Consider the following 18,927-nt stretch of genomic DNA (forward strand, 5'->3'; position numbering starts at 1 on the left):
TTATGAGCTAAAGATATTGGAAGTGGCATTAACTCTTCTGTTTCATTACAAGCGAAACCAAACATTATACCTTGGTCCCCTGCTCCAACTTTTTCTATTTCATCTTCTGTTGTTTCACCTTCTCTATTTTCTAAGGCTTCATCAACACCCATAGCTATATCGCCTGATTGTTCATCTATTGTAGTTATTACTGCACAAGTATCACAGTCAAATCCATATTTAGCTCTATCATACCCTATTTCTCTTACTGTTTCTCTTACTAATTTAGGGATATCTACATATGTATTAGTACTTATTTCTCCTGCTACTAATACTAATCCAGTTGTAGTTGTTGTTTCACAAGCTACCCTTGCATGTGGATCTCTTTCTAATAATGCATCTAGTATAGAATCTGATATTTGGTCACAGATTTTATCTGGATGCCCTTCTGTTACTGATTCTGAAGTAAATAAATGTCTTGCCATTTTCATCTCACCTTTCGTTTATTTTTTTATATTATCCGCTGCTACAAGAGAAAGTTCTCTTAATATTTTACAAGCCACAACTGTAGATACATTCGTACTATCATAGTCAGGACTTAATTCAACTATATCTAAACCTACTATATTTATATTTGATTCCTTTAATATAGTAAATATTTCTCTAAATTCTCTATATGTTACTCCACCCGGTTCTGGAGTTCCTGTTCCAGGGAATATTGATGGATCTAAAACATCTAAATCAATAGTTATATAAATATTTTTTCCATCTAATTTATTTATTATATCTTTAAAAGTATTTATAGTTTCAACTTCCATATAGGTATGCTTATCTTTTAAAGCAAATTCAAACTCTTCTTTTGTACCAGATCTTATTCCAAATTGGAATATTCTATTGTCTCCAACTATATCCCATACTCTTTTTATTACAGTAGCATGTGAGTTTTCATTGTTGTTATATTCTTGCCTTAAATCTGTATGAGCATCAAAGTGAATTACAAATACATCATCATATTTTTCATGTACAGCTTTAAAAGCTGGAAGAGTAACTAGATGTTCTCCTCCTATCATAAAAGGTACCTTATTATCATTTACAATTTCTTTAGTTCCTATATATATTTCTTCTAAAACTTTATCTGTATTTCCTATACTTAATTCTAAATCCCCAATATCACATATTTTAAAATCCTCTAAATCTAAATCTAATATTGGACTATATGTTTCAAGTCCATAAAACTCAGGTCTCATAGCACTACTTGCAAATCTAGTTCCTGGTCTATTTGAAGTAGTTCCATCAAACCCTGCTCCAAATACTACTACATCTGCATCTTCATAGGAAGTTTCCATTCCCATAAATGTACTTATATGTGAAAATTTATTTATTTTCATTTAGCATATCCTTAACGTATTGAGGTAGCATAAATGCACCTTTATGTATATCACTATTGTAGTATTTAGTCTTTAAATTTAATTTTTCCCAATCATCTTTATTTTGATCTTTTATTGGATCAAACTTCTTAGATGCAAATCCAAATAACCAATGTCCTGATGGATAAGTTGGTATATGAGCTTGATAAACTTTTGCTATAGGAAATATCTTATTTATTTTTTCATTTGCTCTTTTCATTTCCTTAGCATTAAAATCAAAATATGGACTTTCATTCTGATTTACAAGTATACCTTCAGTAGTTAATATTCTGTAGCAATCATTGTAGAAATCTACTGAGAATAATCCTTCTCCTGGTCCTATTGGATCAGTTGAGTCTACTATTATTAAATCATAAGATGCATCTTTAGAATTTTTGACAAACGCTACACCATCTTCATAGTATAAATTTACTCTTTCATCATCTAATTTGCATGCACATATATCTATATACTTTCTAGACACATCCACAACCATTTTATCTATTTCAACCATATCTATTTTTTCTATTTGAGGATAACGAGTCAATTCTCTTACAGTACCTCCATCTCCTCCACCTATTACTAATACATTTTTAATATTCATATTAGTTGCCATAGGTACATGAACTATCATATCATGGTATATAAATTCATCTTTGTAATTTACCATCATAAGTCCATCTAATGTTAGAAACTTTCCAAACTCCTTGCTTTCAAATACATCTACCTGTTGAAAATCAGACTTATCACTAAATAAATGCTTATCTACTTTTATTGAAAAACGTACATTATCTGTCCATTCCTCTGTGTACCAAAGTTCCATAAAAGTTCCTCCTAATAATTCAAATTTATTTTAATTTTTATATTTATGTGTCCTATATTTATTTGTGGACTAATTTGTGTATTTTTTATTTATATGTTATAATATAGATTCAAATTTATTTTAATTTTATTTATTTTATTTAGGTATTTATTACTTATATAGCTTCTGGTTTATGAGTAATTTTACCTAAATCTTTTTTTGATAATTTTTGTATTTTAGCTGTTAATCCTCTTGGTATTTCTGTAGATTCACTTCTTTCTGCTTTTAAAAGCTCTTCTAATAGTTCAAAGCTCTTCCAAGGGTCTATATCTCCGCAAGTAAAGAAATCTGCTGCTGCATATCCGTATTCTGGCCATGTGTGTATTGTTAAATGAGATTCAGCTATTATAACTGCTCCTGATACTCCCCATGGGTTAAAATGATGGAAAACAGAATCTACTATTGTTGCTTTTGCATTTAATGCTGATTCATTCATAAACTTTTCTATAAGTTTAGGGTCTCTAAGTATTTCCTCATCACAATTGTAATATTCTACTAATATATGACGTCCAAGTGTCTCAAACTTCATCAATATCACTCTCCTATTTTAATCTTTTATAACTACTATAGTATTTAAACTTTTATCTTTCATGTCTGTTAAGTACGCATTATTTGCTTTTAGAGTTTTTATATATTCTATTATTTCTTTAGTTACAATCTCTCCTGGAGCTATTATTGGTATTCCTGGTGGATAAGCCATTATAGATTCTCCACAAACTCTATTTATACTTTCTTCCAAAATTACACTTTCCTTATTTTTATAAAAAGCATCTCTAGGTTTAAGTTTTATAATAGGGTTTATTTGCTTAATGTCTATATATTTAATTTTTTCATTTGACATGTTAGATTTTGAAATAGAATCTAAAGATTTTATAAGCTTATCTATATCTGACTTTGTTGTTCCTATTGATATTAGTGCTAGTATATTATAAATATCCCCTAGTTCAACTTGAACCTTATAATTTTTATACAATAAATCATAAACTTCAAATCCTGTTAAACCCAACCCTCTAACATTTATACAAAGTTTAGTCTCATCTATTGACTCTACACCATTATTTTCTAGCATTTCTGTAGAAATTATCTTAATACCCTTTATTTTATTTATCTTACATTTTGCATATCTAGATAAATTTAGTGCTTTTGATAATTGTGACTCTCCATTAGTTTCTAGATTTAATCTAGCCCCATCAATACTCGCCATTAATAAGTATGACGCTGATGTGGATTGAATCATATTTATAGTTTGTTGTACTCTATTCACATCTATATTTTTGCTATTTACTAAAAGTGCTGAAGCTTGCGTCAGTGCTCCTCCAGTTTTATGAATACTTACTGCAGACATATCAGCCTTTGCATTCATTGCTGAAATTGGTAAATCATTATTAAAATTAAAATGAGCACCATGAGCTTCATCTACTAATACTAATACGCCTTTACTGTGACATAATTTCACTATTTCTTCTATATCTGAGCATGCTCCATAGTATGTTGGATTTAGCAAAAATACTGCTTTTATATCTTTGTCTTTATCTAATGCATCCTTTATACAATTTAAACTAACATTTAAGCTAATCCCTAATGAATTATCAAACTCTGGCTGTATAAAAATTGGGTGTCCTCCAGAAAGTATAAGTGCATTTATAACTGATTTATGGATATTTCTTGGAATAAGTATCTTATCCCCTTGATTTATGGTACTTAAAATCATTATATGTATAGCACCCGTGGTACCATTGGTTATAAAAAACGCTTCATCTGCACCGTAAGCTTTAGCAAGCATACTTTGAGCATCTTTTATAATAGTTCTTGGGTTAGATACATTATCCATAAGTGGAGATGAATTTATATCCATTTTCATAATATCTTCTCCGAAATAATTATTAAGTACTTCTACACCTTGTGCTCTTACATGGCCTGGTACATCAAAACATGCTATATCCATTTTTGAATAATCTTTTAATGAATTTAATAATGGAGCCTTTTGGTAATCCTTAACGCATTTTTCAACATTAATTTCCATATGCCAACCTCCTTTCTATATTTCTATTCAATTATTTTTTTATTTAAGATTATTATTTTTACACTTAAAATTTACCTTTATTAAACTGACACCATTTATTATATTAACTTTTTTATTTTTTATCAAGACTTTTTTATTTTTTTATATCCTAGTATTTACAATACATATATGCATTTTTAATCCTTATTGTTAATATTAATTTTTTTATAGTTTAGTATTAGTAAATTTTTAAAAGTTTTAGTTTTTTACTTTTTTAATTTTTTATTTGTTTTATCAATACTTCAAGTTTATTTTTTTTAATATTTAAGTATATAATAACTAAACTTTTTTCAAAATATATAGTATTTAATATTTTTCTATTTATATACATTTCTATAAAAAAATTCAATTTCAGTATATAAGCATTAACGTAACATTATCCATTCCTTCTATGGTATTAATTAATAAAAAATAAATAAAGAGGCGAATAATAAATTTATTATTCGCCTCTTTATTTATTTAGTGTATATTTATATTAAGCTACTAACTTCTCAGATTCTTTATTGTACTTTTCTAAATCTATATCCTTTTCACTATTTGCTACTACAAGAGTACATACATTATCTCCCATAACATTTACAGTAGTTCTAAACATATCTATTATTCTTTCAACTCCCATTATTAAACCTATTCCTTCAAGTGGAAGTCCTACTGATTGTAAAACCATAGATAGCATTATCATACCAACACCTGGTACACCTGCTGTACCTATAGATGCAAGAGTTGCTGTTAATACTATAGTTATCATATCATTCATTCCTAAATCAATACCGTATATTTGAGCTATGAATAATGCTGCTATACCTTGCATTATAGCTGTTCCATCCATATTTATTGTAGCTCCCATAGGTATTGTAAACGATCTTGTTGACTTTCCTACACCTAGTTCTTCCATTATCTCTAAACTAACTGGTACAGATGCATTACTTGATGCTGTTGAGAATGTAACTACTGCTACTTGTGTAAATTTCTTTAAAAATGGTTTTATCTTTTGTCTAGTAAATAATTTAAATAATCCTCCATATACAACTACTACATGAACCAATAATCCAAGTAATACTACTAATACATACTTCATAAGACCTATCATAGCATCAGTTCCTACTGTTGCAAAAGTATTAGCAACTAGAGCAAATACACCATATGGGGCAAATAACATTATTATATTGACCATTTTCATACATACTTCATTAGCACTTTCAAATAAAACCTTTATAGGCTCTGCTTTTTTACCCACCACACTTATAGATATACCTATAAGCACTGCAAAGAATATAACTTGTAACATTTCACCACTGGCTAAAGCTTGTATTGGGTTGCTTGGTATTATATTTAATATAATATCTGTTATTGACTTACTTTCTCCTATTGCTACTGACCCCATTTCTACAGCTCCCATGCTTATACCGCTACCTGGCTTTAATACGTTTCCTAATATAAGAGAAACTATTATAGCTATTGCTGTTGTTCCTAGGTAAAATAGCATTGTCTTTCCACCAATTCTACCTAACTTCTTTACATCTCCCATAGATGCTATACCGCATATTAATGATACAAATACTAAAGGAACCACCATCATCTTTATAGCACTTGTAAACCCATTTCCAAATACTTTAAGTATCCCATTTAATAATAATGTATCTTTTATAAATCCTGTTGGTAATTGTTTTACTATTAATCCGAATATAAATCCAAGTAATAATCCTAATAAGATTTTACTAGTTAATGTAAGTTTTTTCTTCATTTAAAATTTCCTTCCTCTCGAACTTTTTTAACTTTCTATATGCTTATTATACACAATTTCCGTCCAATTGTACATTAAAAATTAAAGTACCATTTGATTATGACATTATTTTTTTTATTTTTTTAAAGTTATTTTATCTCATATATATATATTAAACCTATATTTTTTAAATTAACTTTATTTTATTTGGTTACACAATTCAAATTCGTTATTTTATATAGTAGATATTTTTTTATTAAGTATCTTTTAATTTTTACTTATTATTTCATCCTATATTTTAAAATTTTATTTTATAAATTAAACAAAAAATAGAATAAGGGTTTATAAACCCTTATTCTATTTTTTAGAAAAATTTTTAATTTTTAATTATTTTTAGTTATAAATTTATATTTTTACATAGTTAAAAAGGTAATATTTCCTCGATAGTCTCTCCTTTAGAGTTTTCTTTTTCAAATATGTCATTTGAAACAAAGTATCCTTGTGTAGGATCATTCTTTTTGTTATCTAAAAATTTAAAACTACTTGCAAGTACATTAGTATATGTTTTATTTACTCCATCTTTTGTCTTATATTTTTTAACTCTAATTTGACCTTCTATACCAATTCTTCTTCCTTTGAATACATATTTACAAAATATTTCTGCTTGTCTACCCCAAATCTCTACCGGTATAAAATCTACATCTCGTACTCCTTCTTTATTGGTATAATTTCTACTAATTGCTATTGTAAATTTGGATTTTGATCTTTGACCTATATATTCAATTTCTGGATTTTGAGTTAATCTTCCAACTAAAATAACATTATTCATAGCTTCTCTTCCTTTTTTACGTATTTTAGTTGAATTATATACACATAATGGTATATTTATACATTTTTATATTTATATAGAAATATTATTATTTTATATTAATTATTTTAAAATCTTTAGGAGGAATAATTAAATTTATTGTATCAGCTTCTTTTTCAATTAAGTTTAATTCTACCTGGATATCTTTAATTAAATCTATCCCTCTTGCCTCTTTTCCTAAGTTTAGCTCTATACATTCTTCATTGTCTGATTTATTTATTATAATTAATATTTTTTCATCACTTGTATATCTTATATATGAAAATACAGCATCATTTTTCGTGTTTATAAACTCAGTTTCCCCTCGTAATAAAGCTTTATATTTATTTCTTATAATTGTAAGGCTTTTGTAAAACTCAATCATATTCTTATCCTCATGCTTCCAAGGATAGGTTCTTCTGTTATCTGGATCTGTTTTTCCACAAAGTCCTGCTTCATCTCCATAATATATATATGGAACTCCTTCAAAGGTCATTTGTATTGCTACTGCAATCTTTAATAATTTATTATCTTCGTTAAGTTCTGTTTTAATTCTTGTGACATCATGGCTCCCTAATAGGTTTAAATTAGACTTAAAGGCTTCCTTTGGATAATTTTCCTTTATTTCTAAAAATTTATTATTAAGTTGATTTGATGAAATTACTCCTTTAAGAAATTCTAATATATTTTTTCTAAATGGATATCCCATTACAGAATCAAGTTCTTTACCTAAAAGATATCCCCTTCTTTTATTGTAACTAATTTTATTAGATGCATCTTCCCATACTTCTCCTACTAAAACAGCTTCACTATCTATATTCTTAAGTTTTAACTTAAATTCTTTTATAAATTCCGATGGTAACTCATCACATACATCTAATCTCCAACCTTTAACACCCATACTGGTCCATTTATTTATAACACTATCATCATCATTTATTATATAATTCATATAAGTTTCATTAAGCTCATTAACATTTGGAAGATCCTTTACTCCCCACCAAGACTCATATTCGTCGCTATTCTCTTTAAATCTGTACCAATCCCTATATTTTGAATGGTTTGATTGGTATGCACCTACTTCATTGTAATTATTATATTTATTAAAGTACTTACTATCTGCCCCAGTATGACTAAATACTCCATCTAATATAATATTTATTCCCTTGCTTTTAGCTTTATCAATTAATTCCTTAAATATTTCTTCATCTCCAAACATGGAATCAATCTTTTTGTAGTCTCCTGTATCATACTTGTGATTACTAGATGCCTCAAAAACTGGGCTTAGGTATATAATACTTACACCCAGTTTTTTAAGATATCCTAATTTATCAATTATTCCTTTTAGATTTCCACCATGGAAATCCCATCTTATTATATCTCCTTGTTCATCTTTTATATACATAGGGGCATCATCCCAAGTGCCATATAAAAAGCTATTTTTCTTTGGATTATTAATCTTCTTATTTCTATTCCCATTATTAAATCTATCTATAAATATATGATATAATATCCCTTCTTTATACCAAGTAGGTGCATTATACTCATCATATACTGTTATTTGATATTTGTTTATATTATTATATTGGTATTCTATACAACTTCCATCTTCTATATTTTTTCCATAGTATATTACTTTAATTTCTCCTTCTATTTCAACTTCTACTTTAAAGTAATAAAAATATAAACCTATTTCATTAAATCCACTAAATTCACCATTATAGTATTTTTTATTCTCTTTTATCAAACTTATTTTATCTATTTCTACATCTTCCTTTAAAATTACCCAGGAAATGTCTTTTACATTATAATTTTCATTAACTTTAACTGTTATTCTAAACTCTTGGTTTAATTTTAAAGCACCAAAAGGAGCTTTATCTTCCCAGGAATTATAAGTTATTATATTTCCCATTTATCTAGCACCCCCTAAACCAAATGTCTTTTGCATATTCAGATATAGTTCTATCACTAGAGAAAATACCTGAATTAGCTATATTAATTAGACACATTTTACTCCACTTTTCTTTATCCCTATATAAAGTATCTATCTTGCTTTGGGCCTCTATATAATTTTCAAAATCTCTTAGTACAAAATATTCATCATTATATGTTATTAATGAATCATATATAACCCTACCTTCTTTTGATATATTTGGAATAAATCCATTTACCAGATCGTCTACAACTCGCTTTATTTTAAAATTAGAGTTATATAGATCTAAAGATGAGTATCCTCCATATTTATTGTAATTTAATACTTGAGATGCTTTAAGTCCAAATATAACGATATTTTCTTCACCTACTTGATCATATATCTCTACATTTGCACCATCTAATGTTGCTAAAGTTATTGCCCCATTCATCATAAATTTCATATTTCCAGTTCCTGATGCTTCTTTTGTAGCTGTTGATATTTGCTCACTAACATCTGTTGATGGAATTATTTTTTCAGCTAAAGACACGCCGTAATTCTCTATAAATACTACTTTTATCTTGTTATTTATGCTTTTATCATTATTTATTTTTTCAGCCACAGAGTTTATCAACTTTATTATACATTTAGCCAAGTGATATCCTGGTGCTGCCTTTGCACCAAATATAAATGTTCTTGGTACAATGTCAAGTTCTGGATTTTCTAATAACTCATGATATAAGTGTAAAATATGAAGTACATTTAATAGCTGTCTCTTATACGCATGTAATCTTTTTATTTGTACATCATAGATTGATTCTGGATTTATGCATATACCATATTCTTCAGCTATAAAATTAGCAAGTTTAGTTTTATTTTTTATCTTAATACACTCTAATTTCTTTAAAAAATTTCTGTTTTCTTTATAATCTTCTAACCTTTTTAATTCTTCTGTATCTTTTTTCCATATATTACCTATATGCTCTGTTATCAAGTTGCTAAGGTCTTCGTTACAACTTATAAGCCATCTTCTATGAGCTATGCCATTAGTCTTATTGTTAAATTTACCTGGATCATCTTCATAAAAATCACTTAGAACTTCTTTCTTTAATATTTCTGTATGAAGCTTTGCAACTCCATTTACACTATAACTCCCTATTATAGATAGATTAGCCATGTTTATGTTATTATCACATATTATACTCATTCTTCTTATTTTTTCATTATCATTATACTTATGATTCAGATATTCTACATATCTCTTATTTATTTCTTCTATTATCATATAAATTCTAGGTAATAGCTCTTTCATCATATCTACAGGCCATTTTTCCATAGCTTCTGCCATTATTGTATGATTCGTATAGGATATAGTATTTTTTGTTATATCAAAAGCTTCTTCCCAAGATAATCCCTCTTCATCTAGTAAAATTCTCATAAGTTCTGGTATGCATAATGTTGGATGTGTATCATTTATATGAATTGCTATATGTTTTGGAAAATCTAGTATATCAAACTTATTTTTTCTATATTTATTTATTATATCTTGTATTCCTGAACTTACTAAAAAGTATTCTTGCTTTAATCTTAAAAGTTTTCCTGCATGATTTGAGTCGTTTGGATATAAAACTTGAGATATTTCTTCTGTGTAGTATTTATATTTTAAGGCTTGCTCATAGCTACCAGTAAAAGTATTTGCATATAATGTATTAATTCCAAAATCTCTATTTAAGATTTCTGCTTTAAATAATCTTAATGTATTTATGCAATCATTATCATATCCTATTATTGGTATGTCATATGGCATAGCCATAACTGGTATATAACCATGATGTTTTGCTTTAAGTCTTCCATTGTCTTCTTCTAAATAAACCTCTCCACCAAATTTAACAACTACAGCTTTATTTGGTCTAATACTTTCCCAAGAGTATTGTTCATGTAAAAGCCAGTTATCAGGTACTTCTACTTGATATCCATTAATAAATTTTTGCTCAAATAAACCATACTTATATCTTATACCGTATCCATGACCACTTATATTAAGCGATGCCATTGAGTCTAGAAAACAAGCTGCTAACCTTCCAAGACCACCATTTCCTAAAGCTGGATCTTTTTCTGCACATATTAAATCATCTAAATCTATTCCCATATCCTCTAGACCTTCTTTTATCACTTCTTCTATTTGTAAATTTAATAAATTGGATTTTAATTGTCTACCTATTAAAAACTCTATACTAAAATAATAAACTTCTTTGTTAGTACTAAGTCTATTATCTACCCAATACTTAGCTATTATATCTTTTATAACGCTGCTTAAAACTATTTGAAGTTGTTCATTTGTAGCTTCATTTATAGAGTGTGCATAGATGCTATATATTTTTGAATTAAACATTTCTTTAAATTCTTGTTTTGTAATTCTGACCATAGAATCTCCCCTTTAATTCTGAGTATCTTTATAAGTCTTTATATACTCTTTAGCTGACTTTTCCCAGCTACTATCGGTATTCATTGCATTTATAACTAACCTTCTCCATTTTTCTTTATCATTATAAGTTCTTACAGCCTCTTGTATACAAAAAAGCATTTCATGTGCATTATAGTTTTTAAAACTAAATCCATTTCCTTCTCCAGTATATTTATTATATGGATTAACTGTATCCTTAAGTCCCCCAGTTTCCCTAACTATCGGTAATGTTCCATATCTCATAGCTAACATTTGACCTATACCACAAGGTTCAAATAAAGATGGCATTAAAAACATATCACTTCCTGCATATATTTGTTGAGCAAGAGAGCTATTAAATATTATTCTAGCTGAAACTTTTTTAGGATATTTTGAATCATAGTAATTAAACATAGATTGATATTGATGTTCTCCTGTTCCTAGTACCACTATTTGAAGTTTTTCCCTAAGTATTTCAGGCATAATATAAGATATTAAATCAAAACCTTTTTGTGATACTAATCTTGATACTATACCTATAAGAGGTATCTCTTCATTTACCTCAAGACCTAATATTTCCTGTAGTCTTAATTTATTTTTTACCTTATTATCTATGCTATTTATATCGTATCTAAAAAATAATTCATTATCTGTTGAAGGATTATTTAAGTCATAATCTATTCCATTAAGTATACCTTTTAATTTGTGATTATTTGATAAAAGCAATCCATCTAAGCCATATCCATAGTACTTTGTTTGTATTTCACTTGAGTAAGTTGGACTCACAGTAGTAACTTTATCACTAAATACTATTCCCGCCTTCATAAAGTTAACTCCACCGTAATATTCTACATCCCCATTATCTAAATAGGATTGTGGAAGTCCTAATACATCTGGTAATACTTTATTTGAAAATACACCTTGGTATTGAAGATTATGGATAGTATATATAGTTTTGATATTTCTATATTTTTCTAAATGACTATATTTTTCTTTTAATATTAATGGTATCATTCCAGTATGCCAATCGTTCATATGAATTACATCTGGGTAAAAATCAATTATAGACATAGATTCTAGTACCGCATTGCTAAAGAAAGTATATCTTTCTGCATCATCATCATATCCATATAAGTATGCAATTTCACCTTCACGTTTAAAATAGTATTCATTGTCTATGAAATAAAATTTAATTCCATCTAGCTCCATTTCTAAAAGTCCACAGTATTGATTTCTCCATCCAACTTCTACATTAAATACTGCTACCTCTTTTAATTTCTCTTTCAGATAATTAGGTATAGTTGAATACTTAGGTAGTATTACTCTAATGTCTACCCCTTCTTTTTTTAATGCTTTTGGAAGGGCATAGGATACATCTCCTAATCCCCCTGTTTTTGCAAATGGCCAACATTCTGACGTAACATAAAGAACTTTCACTAACTACTTCCCCCTTAAATTAGATACTTATATTCTTTTCTATAACTATAGGATAATTTTCATCACCTTTTAATTCTCTACCTTTTGATAAAACTATGTTTTTATCAAATATCACATTTTCTAATTTACTATTCTCCCCTATGACACAATTTTGCATTATTATAGAATTTTCTATATTAACACCTTTTTCTATATGAACTTTTCTAAATATAATACTATTTTTTACATTTCCTTCAATTAAGCATCCACTTGCAATAAAAGAATTTTCTACATTAGCACTATCAGTATATATAGTTGGAGCTTCATTTTTTTCCTTAGTTAATATTTTTCTATCTGAATAAAGCAATTCCTTAGCTATATTTATATCTAATAAGTCCTTGCTTGTTTCAAAATATGATTTTACAGATTTTACACATTTTAGATATCCAGCATATTTAAATCCCCCTACTTTTTTATGTTTTACCACATCAAATATATAATCTTCTAAATACATGAAATCTCCTGTATTTGTTAGGTTCTCTATTATATGTATAAAATCTAATCTTTTCATAATATACATTTCCATGTATATATTAGCCTTATTAAATGCCCCTATATTAGTACCCATATTTAATACATCATTATTATCATTTAAGGTTAATGTTATATTGCCTTTAAAATCTTCTCTTGCATTGTCAATTTCTTTATATATAAGCGTTATATAATTATTAGATTCTTTGTGATACTTTAAAACCTCTAAATAATCGATATTACATATCATGTAACCTGGAGAAACTAATACATAATCCTCTTCACTTCTTTTAATATACTCTATATTACATAATAAATTATATATATCTCCATCTCTATACGGATACATATTTTGATGTTCCGTATGTTCTGGACTAAATATAGATAATCCACCTTTCTTTCTACTTAAATCCCAGTCTTTTCCACTATCTATGTGATCTGTCAAAGACCTATATTTTTCTTTCGCAAATATACCTATATTTGTTATGCCTGAATTTACCATATTAGATAAAGTGAAATCTATAATTCTATATCTTCCACCAATAGGTGTAGATGCTATTGGTCTAGCATAATTTAATTTACTTATATTTGGATCTCCCTTTTTATTTAAATTTATTATCCCCATACATTTATTTCTCATTATTACATCACCCCTTCTGAAATTAGCTCTTCATCAACAATATCATACTCAGAAATAACATTTATCTTTTCACATTCTCTTATAATTACATTATCTTTTATTACTGCACCTTCACCTATCATAGCTTTTTCTATAACCACATTCTTTCCTATTGTGACATTTGGCATTATCACAGAGTCTGATATATTGCTATTTTCACCTATAGTAACGCCATGGGATAATACAGAACTCTTAACATCTCCTAGCACAACACACCCATCAGCTACTAATGATTCATTTATGTTAGAATTTTTACCAATATATTGCGGTGGCATTGCCATTGTATTAGTATATATTTTCCATTTTGGATCTTGTAAATTTAATACCTCTTTTGATCTTATAAGGTCCATATTAGCTTCCCATAAACTTTCTATAGTACCTACATCTCTCCAATATCCTTTAAATGGATATGCAAACATATCTACTTTATCCTCTAACATTTTTGGTATTAAATCTTTGCCAAAATCATCATAGTTTAAATTTTCTTTCTCTGATTTTATAAAGTATTTTCTTAACATCTTCCATTCAAATATATATACACCCATAGATGCTAAGTTACTTTTTGGATTTTTAGGTTTTTCTTCAAATTCATATATACTTCCATCTTCTTTAGTATTCATTATTCCAAATCTAGATGCCTCATCCCACCCCACTTCTATTACAGCTATTGTGGCTTTTGATTTCTTTTCGATATGATAATTTAACATTTTGTTGTAGTCCATTTTATATATGTGATCCCCAGATAATATAAGTATATATTCTGGATTATAATCATCTATAAAGCTCATATTTTGATGTATTGCATGAGCTGTTCCTCTATACCAACTTCCTTCTTTCTCATTCATATATGGAGGCAATATATATACTCCTCCATTTATTCTATCTAAGTCCCAATGACTACCTATACCTATGTGTGAATTTAGTATTAATGGTCTATATTGAGTCAAAACTCCAACAGTATCTATTCCTGAATTTGTACAATTACTTAATACAAAATCTATTATTCTATATTTTCCACCAAAAGAAACTGCAGGTTTTGCAATTCTTTTTGTAAACACTCCTAATCTTGATCCTTGTCCCCCTGCTAAAATCATAGCTAAAATATCTTTTTTCAATGGCTTTTCCCCCTAATTTATAATTTTTTCTTTTTTACTAATATCTTGCTATTATTTATACGTTTTATATCTTGACTTAACCCACCGATTAATATCTTTTTCCCCTTATCCATCTCATATTTAATTTTTTTAAGATTTTTTCCTTTTATAAAGGTTGCCCCTAATGGTGGTACTTTTATTTTTATGTGATGTTCTTTGTTGTGCCATTTTGAATTTATTGAGAAAAGTTCTGAACCTTTCATTGTTTGACCAGAACCTCCATAGATTACATCATCTGAGTTGAAAACTTCTTCATATGTACCTTCATACGGTACTCCAACTTTATAATCGTAATGCACTATAGGTGTGAAATTTATTACAGCTATAATAAAATCTTCTACTTTTTTACCTTTTCTCATAAGTACTACTATGCTTTGTTCATTGTTATGCGGATCTATAAAATCAAATCCTTTATGACTATTATCAATTTCATATAAAGCTTTTTCATTTTTATATAAATGATTAAGTTTCTTTACATATTCTTTAATTTTTTTGTGTTGATCTCGCTCTAACAATTCCCATTCAAGCCCATATGCATACCTCCATTCTATATCTTGAGCGAATTCATTTCCCATAAACAATAATTTTTTTCCTGGATGTATCATGTAATATGCATATAGAGTTCTTAAGCCTGCAAATTTTTTCCACTCATCTCCAGGCATTTTATCTAAAAGAGATTTCTTTCCATGAACTACTTCATCATGAGATAGAGGAAGTATAAAATTTTCTGAAAAAGCATACATAAAAGAAAATGTTATAAGCTCGTGATGATATTTTCTATATATAGGGTCCATTTCCATATATTTTAATGTGTCGTTCATCCATCCCATATTCCATTTATATGTAAAACCTAGTGATCCTTTATAGGTAGGTCCTGTAACCATAGGCCAAGCAGTTGATTCTTCTGCTATTATCAAAGGATTGTCTACATTTTCATAAATAATCTTTGTGAATTCTTTAATAAATTCTATTGCCTCTAAATTTTCTCTTCCACCATATTTATTAGGCTTCCACTGGCCTATATCATAATCTAGGTATAGCATGCTTGATACAGCATCAACTCTTATACCATCTATATGAAATTCTTTAAACCAATATAATGCATTAGATATTAAAAAGCTCTTTACTTCTGGCTTTCCCAAATCAAAATGTGCAGTGCCCCATCCTATATTTTCAGCTTTTAACGGTTCTTCATACTCATATTGAGCCGACCCATCAAATTTATATAGACCATGATCATCTTTACAAAAATGACTATATGCAAAATCTAATATAACTCCAATTTGATTTTGATGGCATCTATCTATAAACTTTTTAAATTCTTCTGGTGGTCCGTATCTACTTGTGCTACTATAATAACCTGTTGTTTGATATCCCCAAGATTCATCTAATGGATGTTCTGTTATTGGTAAAATTTCTATATGGGTATATCCCATATCTTTTACATAGTCTACTAGTTCATATAATTCTTTATAATCAAAAAACTCTCCATCCCATTTTCTTTTCCATGAACCTAAATGTACCTCATATATATTTATTGGAATTTCATTAGTATTTTGTTTTTTTCGTTGTATATTCCAATTTTTATCATTCCATTTATAATCATCTTCTTTATATACAATAGATGCTGTATTTGGCCTTTTCTCTGAGAATCTAGAATACGGATCTGATTTTAGTTTTTTACTTCCATCAGCTCCTATTATATGGTATTTATAAGAACAACCTTCTTTTATATTTTCTAAAGATATATGCCAAAATCCTAAATTATTTAGATTGTTCATTGTATACTGATACAGATTCCAATTATTAAAGTCCCCGGTTAAATAAACTTGCTTTGCATTTGGAGCCCACAATGTAAATGAAGTAATATTATCACGAATATGGCATCCTAAAAATTTATAGCTATTATAGGACTCACCACTTTTAAATTTTTTTATATTTTCTATAATAGATTTATTACATGTTACTTCTTTATATTTCATAAATAAATTTTCAATCCTCTCTCATTTTCCCCTGTATAGTATATAATTATATATCAGTAAGTCTTATAATTAACAAATAACTTATAGTAAAATTCAGTCATGTGATGTGTAATTCTAACATAATATTCTATATCTATACTATTATTTAATAGAATTATGTATAATCTTCTACTTATGTAATTTGTTGATAAACTTCAAATACATTTTTTAATTTTGTTGTTAATTAGTTTAATTATTTTTTTGACAATGTTATTTTCTAAGTAATCCATTTATTTTATATACAAAGTAATAAAATTTGCTAAAATTAAATAATTTCTAAGCAATAAAAAAACACCACTTGATGCAAGTATGCATCTAGCGGTATTTTTTTATTCTTAATTAATAAATTTAATTTTTACCATCACTTAAGACTTCTTTTATACCTTTAAAAGTTCCTAAGAAGTTTACTGTATCAGAAGGTAATACTAACTTAGTTGCATTTCCTTGGGCAACCTTTTCTAATGCTTCTATAGATTTTAAAGCTAGTATTCTTTCATCCACATCAGATTCCTTCATAGCTGATAATACTTCTCTTAATCCTTTAGCTGTTGCTTCTTGAACCTTTAAAATAACTTCAGCTTCTCCTTGTGCCTTAGCTATAGCCATTTCTTTTACAGCCTCTGCTTCCCCTTGTGCTTTTAGTATAGATGATTCTTTCAAACCTTCAGCTTCCCTTATCATAGCTTCTTTCTTAGCTTCTGCTCTAAGTATTGCTGATTGTTTTTCTCCTTCTGCTTGAAGTATTGAAGCTGATTTATTACCTTCTGCTTGAAGTATTGCCTCTCTTCTTTCTCTCTCAGCTCTCATTTGCTTTTCCATTGCTACTTGTATATCATGTGGTGGCATTATATTTTTAAGCTCTACCCTGTTTACTTTTATACCCCACTTATCAGTAGCTTCGTCTAATATAGCTCTCATCTTTGTATTTATAACATCTCTTGACGTTAAAGTTTCATCTAAATCTAATTCACCTATTAAGTTTCTTAAAGTTGTAGCAGTTAGGTTTTCTATAGCTGTAATAGCATCTGCTATTTCAAATACATATCTTACAGGATCTGTTATTTTGTAATAAACAACTGTATCTATTTGCATAGTTACGTTATCTTTTGTTATAACTGGTTGAGGAGGAAAATCAACAACATTTTCTCTCAAATCAATTATATAACTCATCTGATCTAAAAATGGAACTAAGAAATGAACACCTGTGTCTGCTACCTTTCTAAATTTGCCTAGCCTCATTATTATACCTACCCTAGACTGTTTTACCACTCTTACACAAGATAGAGCAATAACAATTGCTACTACTATTATAAGTATCGGTATTACTAAATTCCCTATCATTTCAAACATAATACATCCTCCTAAATAATTTATATACCTTTTTATTTAATTATAGATACTTCATCATGTTTACTTACAACTAACTTAACTCCCTCTATCTTGATCACTTTAACTTCTTCACCTTTTAAAATCTCACTATTGTCTATAGATATTGCACTCCATTCTTCATTATCTACTACTACTAATCCCATTTGATTTTCTTTTATATCTTTTGTTACCATGCCTTTTTTATTTAATACAGCATTAAGATTTGTACTATACTTAAATGTTTTATCTTTTTTAACTATCTTTCTAGTACCTATTATTAATAGAATTATTGAGATTACAGCAAATATTATTACTTGGACTATTATACTTTCTATAAAACTACTTAAAAACATAAGTATTACAGCAGCTAAACTAAACCAAATTAACGTTAAGCTCGGTGTCATAGCTTCTGCTATAGCAAATATTATTGCTACAACTAACCATACTAGTTTCATTGACCCCCTCCTAAATATAAATATATATTAATTGTATTATATCATTGTTTAATTTATATCTATGTTTAT

General features: G+C 27.9%; 15 protein-coding genes. All 15 read right to left on the bottom strand.

All coding sequences use genetic code 11. From position 1 onward, the window contains the following. On the bottom strand, positions 1–464 hold a 464-nt coding region (locus I4U66_RS13360; RefSeq protein ID WP_271894365.1), incomplete at its 3' end, for an S-adenosylmethionine synthetase N-terminal domain-containing protein. Positions 465–482: 18 nt separating this feature from the next. Then, positions 483–1,367, bottom strand: coding sequence for an agmatinase (speB, locus tag I4U66_RS13365; RefSeq protein ID WP_195929209.1), 885 nt, complete (start codon positions 1,365–1,367; stop codon positions 483–485). Further along, positions 1,354–2,208, bottom strand: coding sequence for a polyamine aminopropyltransferase (gene speE / locus I4U66_RS13370; protein ID WP_195238767.1), 855 nt, complete (start codon positions 2,206–2,208; stop codon positions 1,354–1,356). Before speE ends, speB begins: the two co-directional genes overlap by 14 nt. 154 nt (positions 2,209–2,362) lie before the next feature. Then, positions 2,363–2,776: an adenosylmethionine decarboxylase gene (gene speD, locus I4U66_RS13375; protein WP_195238768.1), complete on the bottom strand. Its 414-nt coding sequence runs from the start codon at positions 2,774–2,776 to the stop codon at positions 2,363–2,365. An 18-nt stretch (positions 2,777–2,794) separates the two neighbouring features. Continuing rightward, positions 2,795–4,270, bottom strand: coding sequence for an aminotransferase class I/II-fold pyridoxal phosphate-dependent enzyme (locus I4U66_RS13380; RefSeq protein WP_195929211.1), 1,476 nt, complete (start codon positions 4,268–4,270; stop codon positions 2,795–2,797). 514 nt (positions 4,271–4,784) lie between these two features. After that, complete coding sequence (locus tag I4U66_RS13385; protein WP_092923085.1) at positions 4,785–6,053, bottom strand: dicarboxylate/amino acid:cation symporter; 1,269 nt, start codon at positions 6,051–6,053, stop codon at positions 4,785–4,787. 400 nt (positions 6,054–6,453) lie between these two features. Next, the gene (locus tag I4U66_RS13390; protein WP_195929213.1) at positions 6,454–6,861 is read right to left on the bottom strand and encodes a single-stranded DNA-binding protein; all 408 of its coding nucleotides are present in this window, start codon (positions 6,859–6,861) and stop codon (positions 6,454–6,456) included. A gap of 88 nt (positions 6,862–6,949) precedes the next feature. Then, positions 6,950–8,791, bottom strand: coding sequence for a glycoside hydrolase family 13 protein (locus I4U66_RS13395; RefSeq protein WP_092923079.1), 1,842 nt, complete (start codon positions 8,789–8,791; stop codon positions 6,950–6,952). A gap of 4 nt (positions 8,792–8,795) precedes the next feature. Next, positions 8,796–11,216 (bottom strand): glycogen/starch/alpha-glucan phosphorylase, encoded by a 2,421-nt coding sequence (locus tag I4U66_RS13400; RefSeq protein ID WP_092923076.1) that lies wholly within the window; start codon positions 11,214–11,216, stop codon positions 8,796–8,798. A 12-nt stretch (positions 11,217–11,228) separates the two neighbouring features. After that, the gene (gene glgA, locus I4U66_RS13405; RefSeq protein WP_092923073.1) at positions 11,229–12,671 is read right to left on the bottom strand and encodes a glycogen synthase GlgA; all 1,443 of its coding nucleotides are present in this window, start codon (positions 12,669–12,671) and stop codon (positions 11,229–11,231) included. Positions 12,672–12,690: 19 nt separating this feature from the next. Continuing rightward, positions 12,691–13,821, bottom strand: a complete 1,131-nt coding sequence (gene glgD, locus I4U66_RS13410) for a glucose-1-phosphate adenylyltransferase subunit GlgD (RefSeq protein ID WP_195581851.1) — start codon at positions 13,819–13,821, stop codon at positions 12,691–12,693. Between the two features lie 2 nt (positions 13,822–13,823). Continuing rightward, entirely contained in the window at positions 13,824–14,975 is a 1,152-nt protein-coding gene (locus tag I4U66_RS13415) for a glucose-1-phosphate adenylyltransferase (protein ID WP_166504843.1), read from the bottom strand. Between the two features lie 17 nt (positions 14,976–14,992). Continuing rightward, positions 14,993–16,996, bottom strand: coding sequence for a 1,4-alpha-glucan branching protein GlgB (glgB, locus tag I4U66_RS13420; protein ID WP_195581849.1), 2,004 nt, complete (start codon positions 16,994–16,996; stop codon positions 14,993–14,995). Positions 16,997–17,383: 387 nt separating this feature from the next. Next, the gene (locus tag I4U66_RS13425; protein WP_092923296.1) at positions 17,384–18,376 is read right to left on the bottom strand and encodes an SPFH domain-containing protein; all 993 of its coding nucleotides are present in this window, start codon (positions 18,374–18,376) and stop codon (positions 17,384–17,386) included. Between the two features lie 41 nt (positions 18,377–18,417). Then, the gene (locus tag I4U66_RS13430; protein WP_092923064.1) at positions 18,418–18,858 is read right to left on the bottom strand and encodes an NfeD family protein; all 441 of its coding nucleotides are present in this window, start codon (positions 18,856–18,858) and stop codon (positions 18,418–18,420) included. Positions 18,859–18,927: the final 69 nt, after the last annotated feature.

The organism is Romboutsia sp. D33t1_170424_H2, assembly GCF_015669105.1.
GTDB lineage: Bacteria > Bacillota > Clostridia > Peptostreptococcales > Peptostreptococcaceae > Romboutsia_C > Romboutsia_C hominis.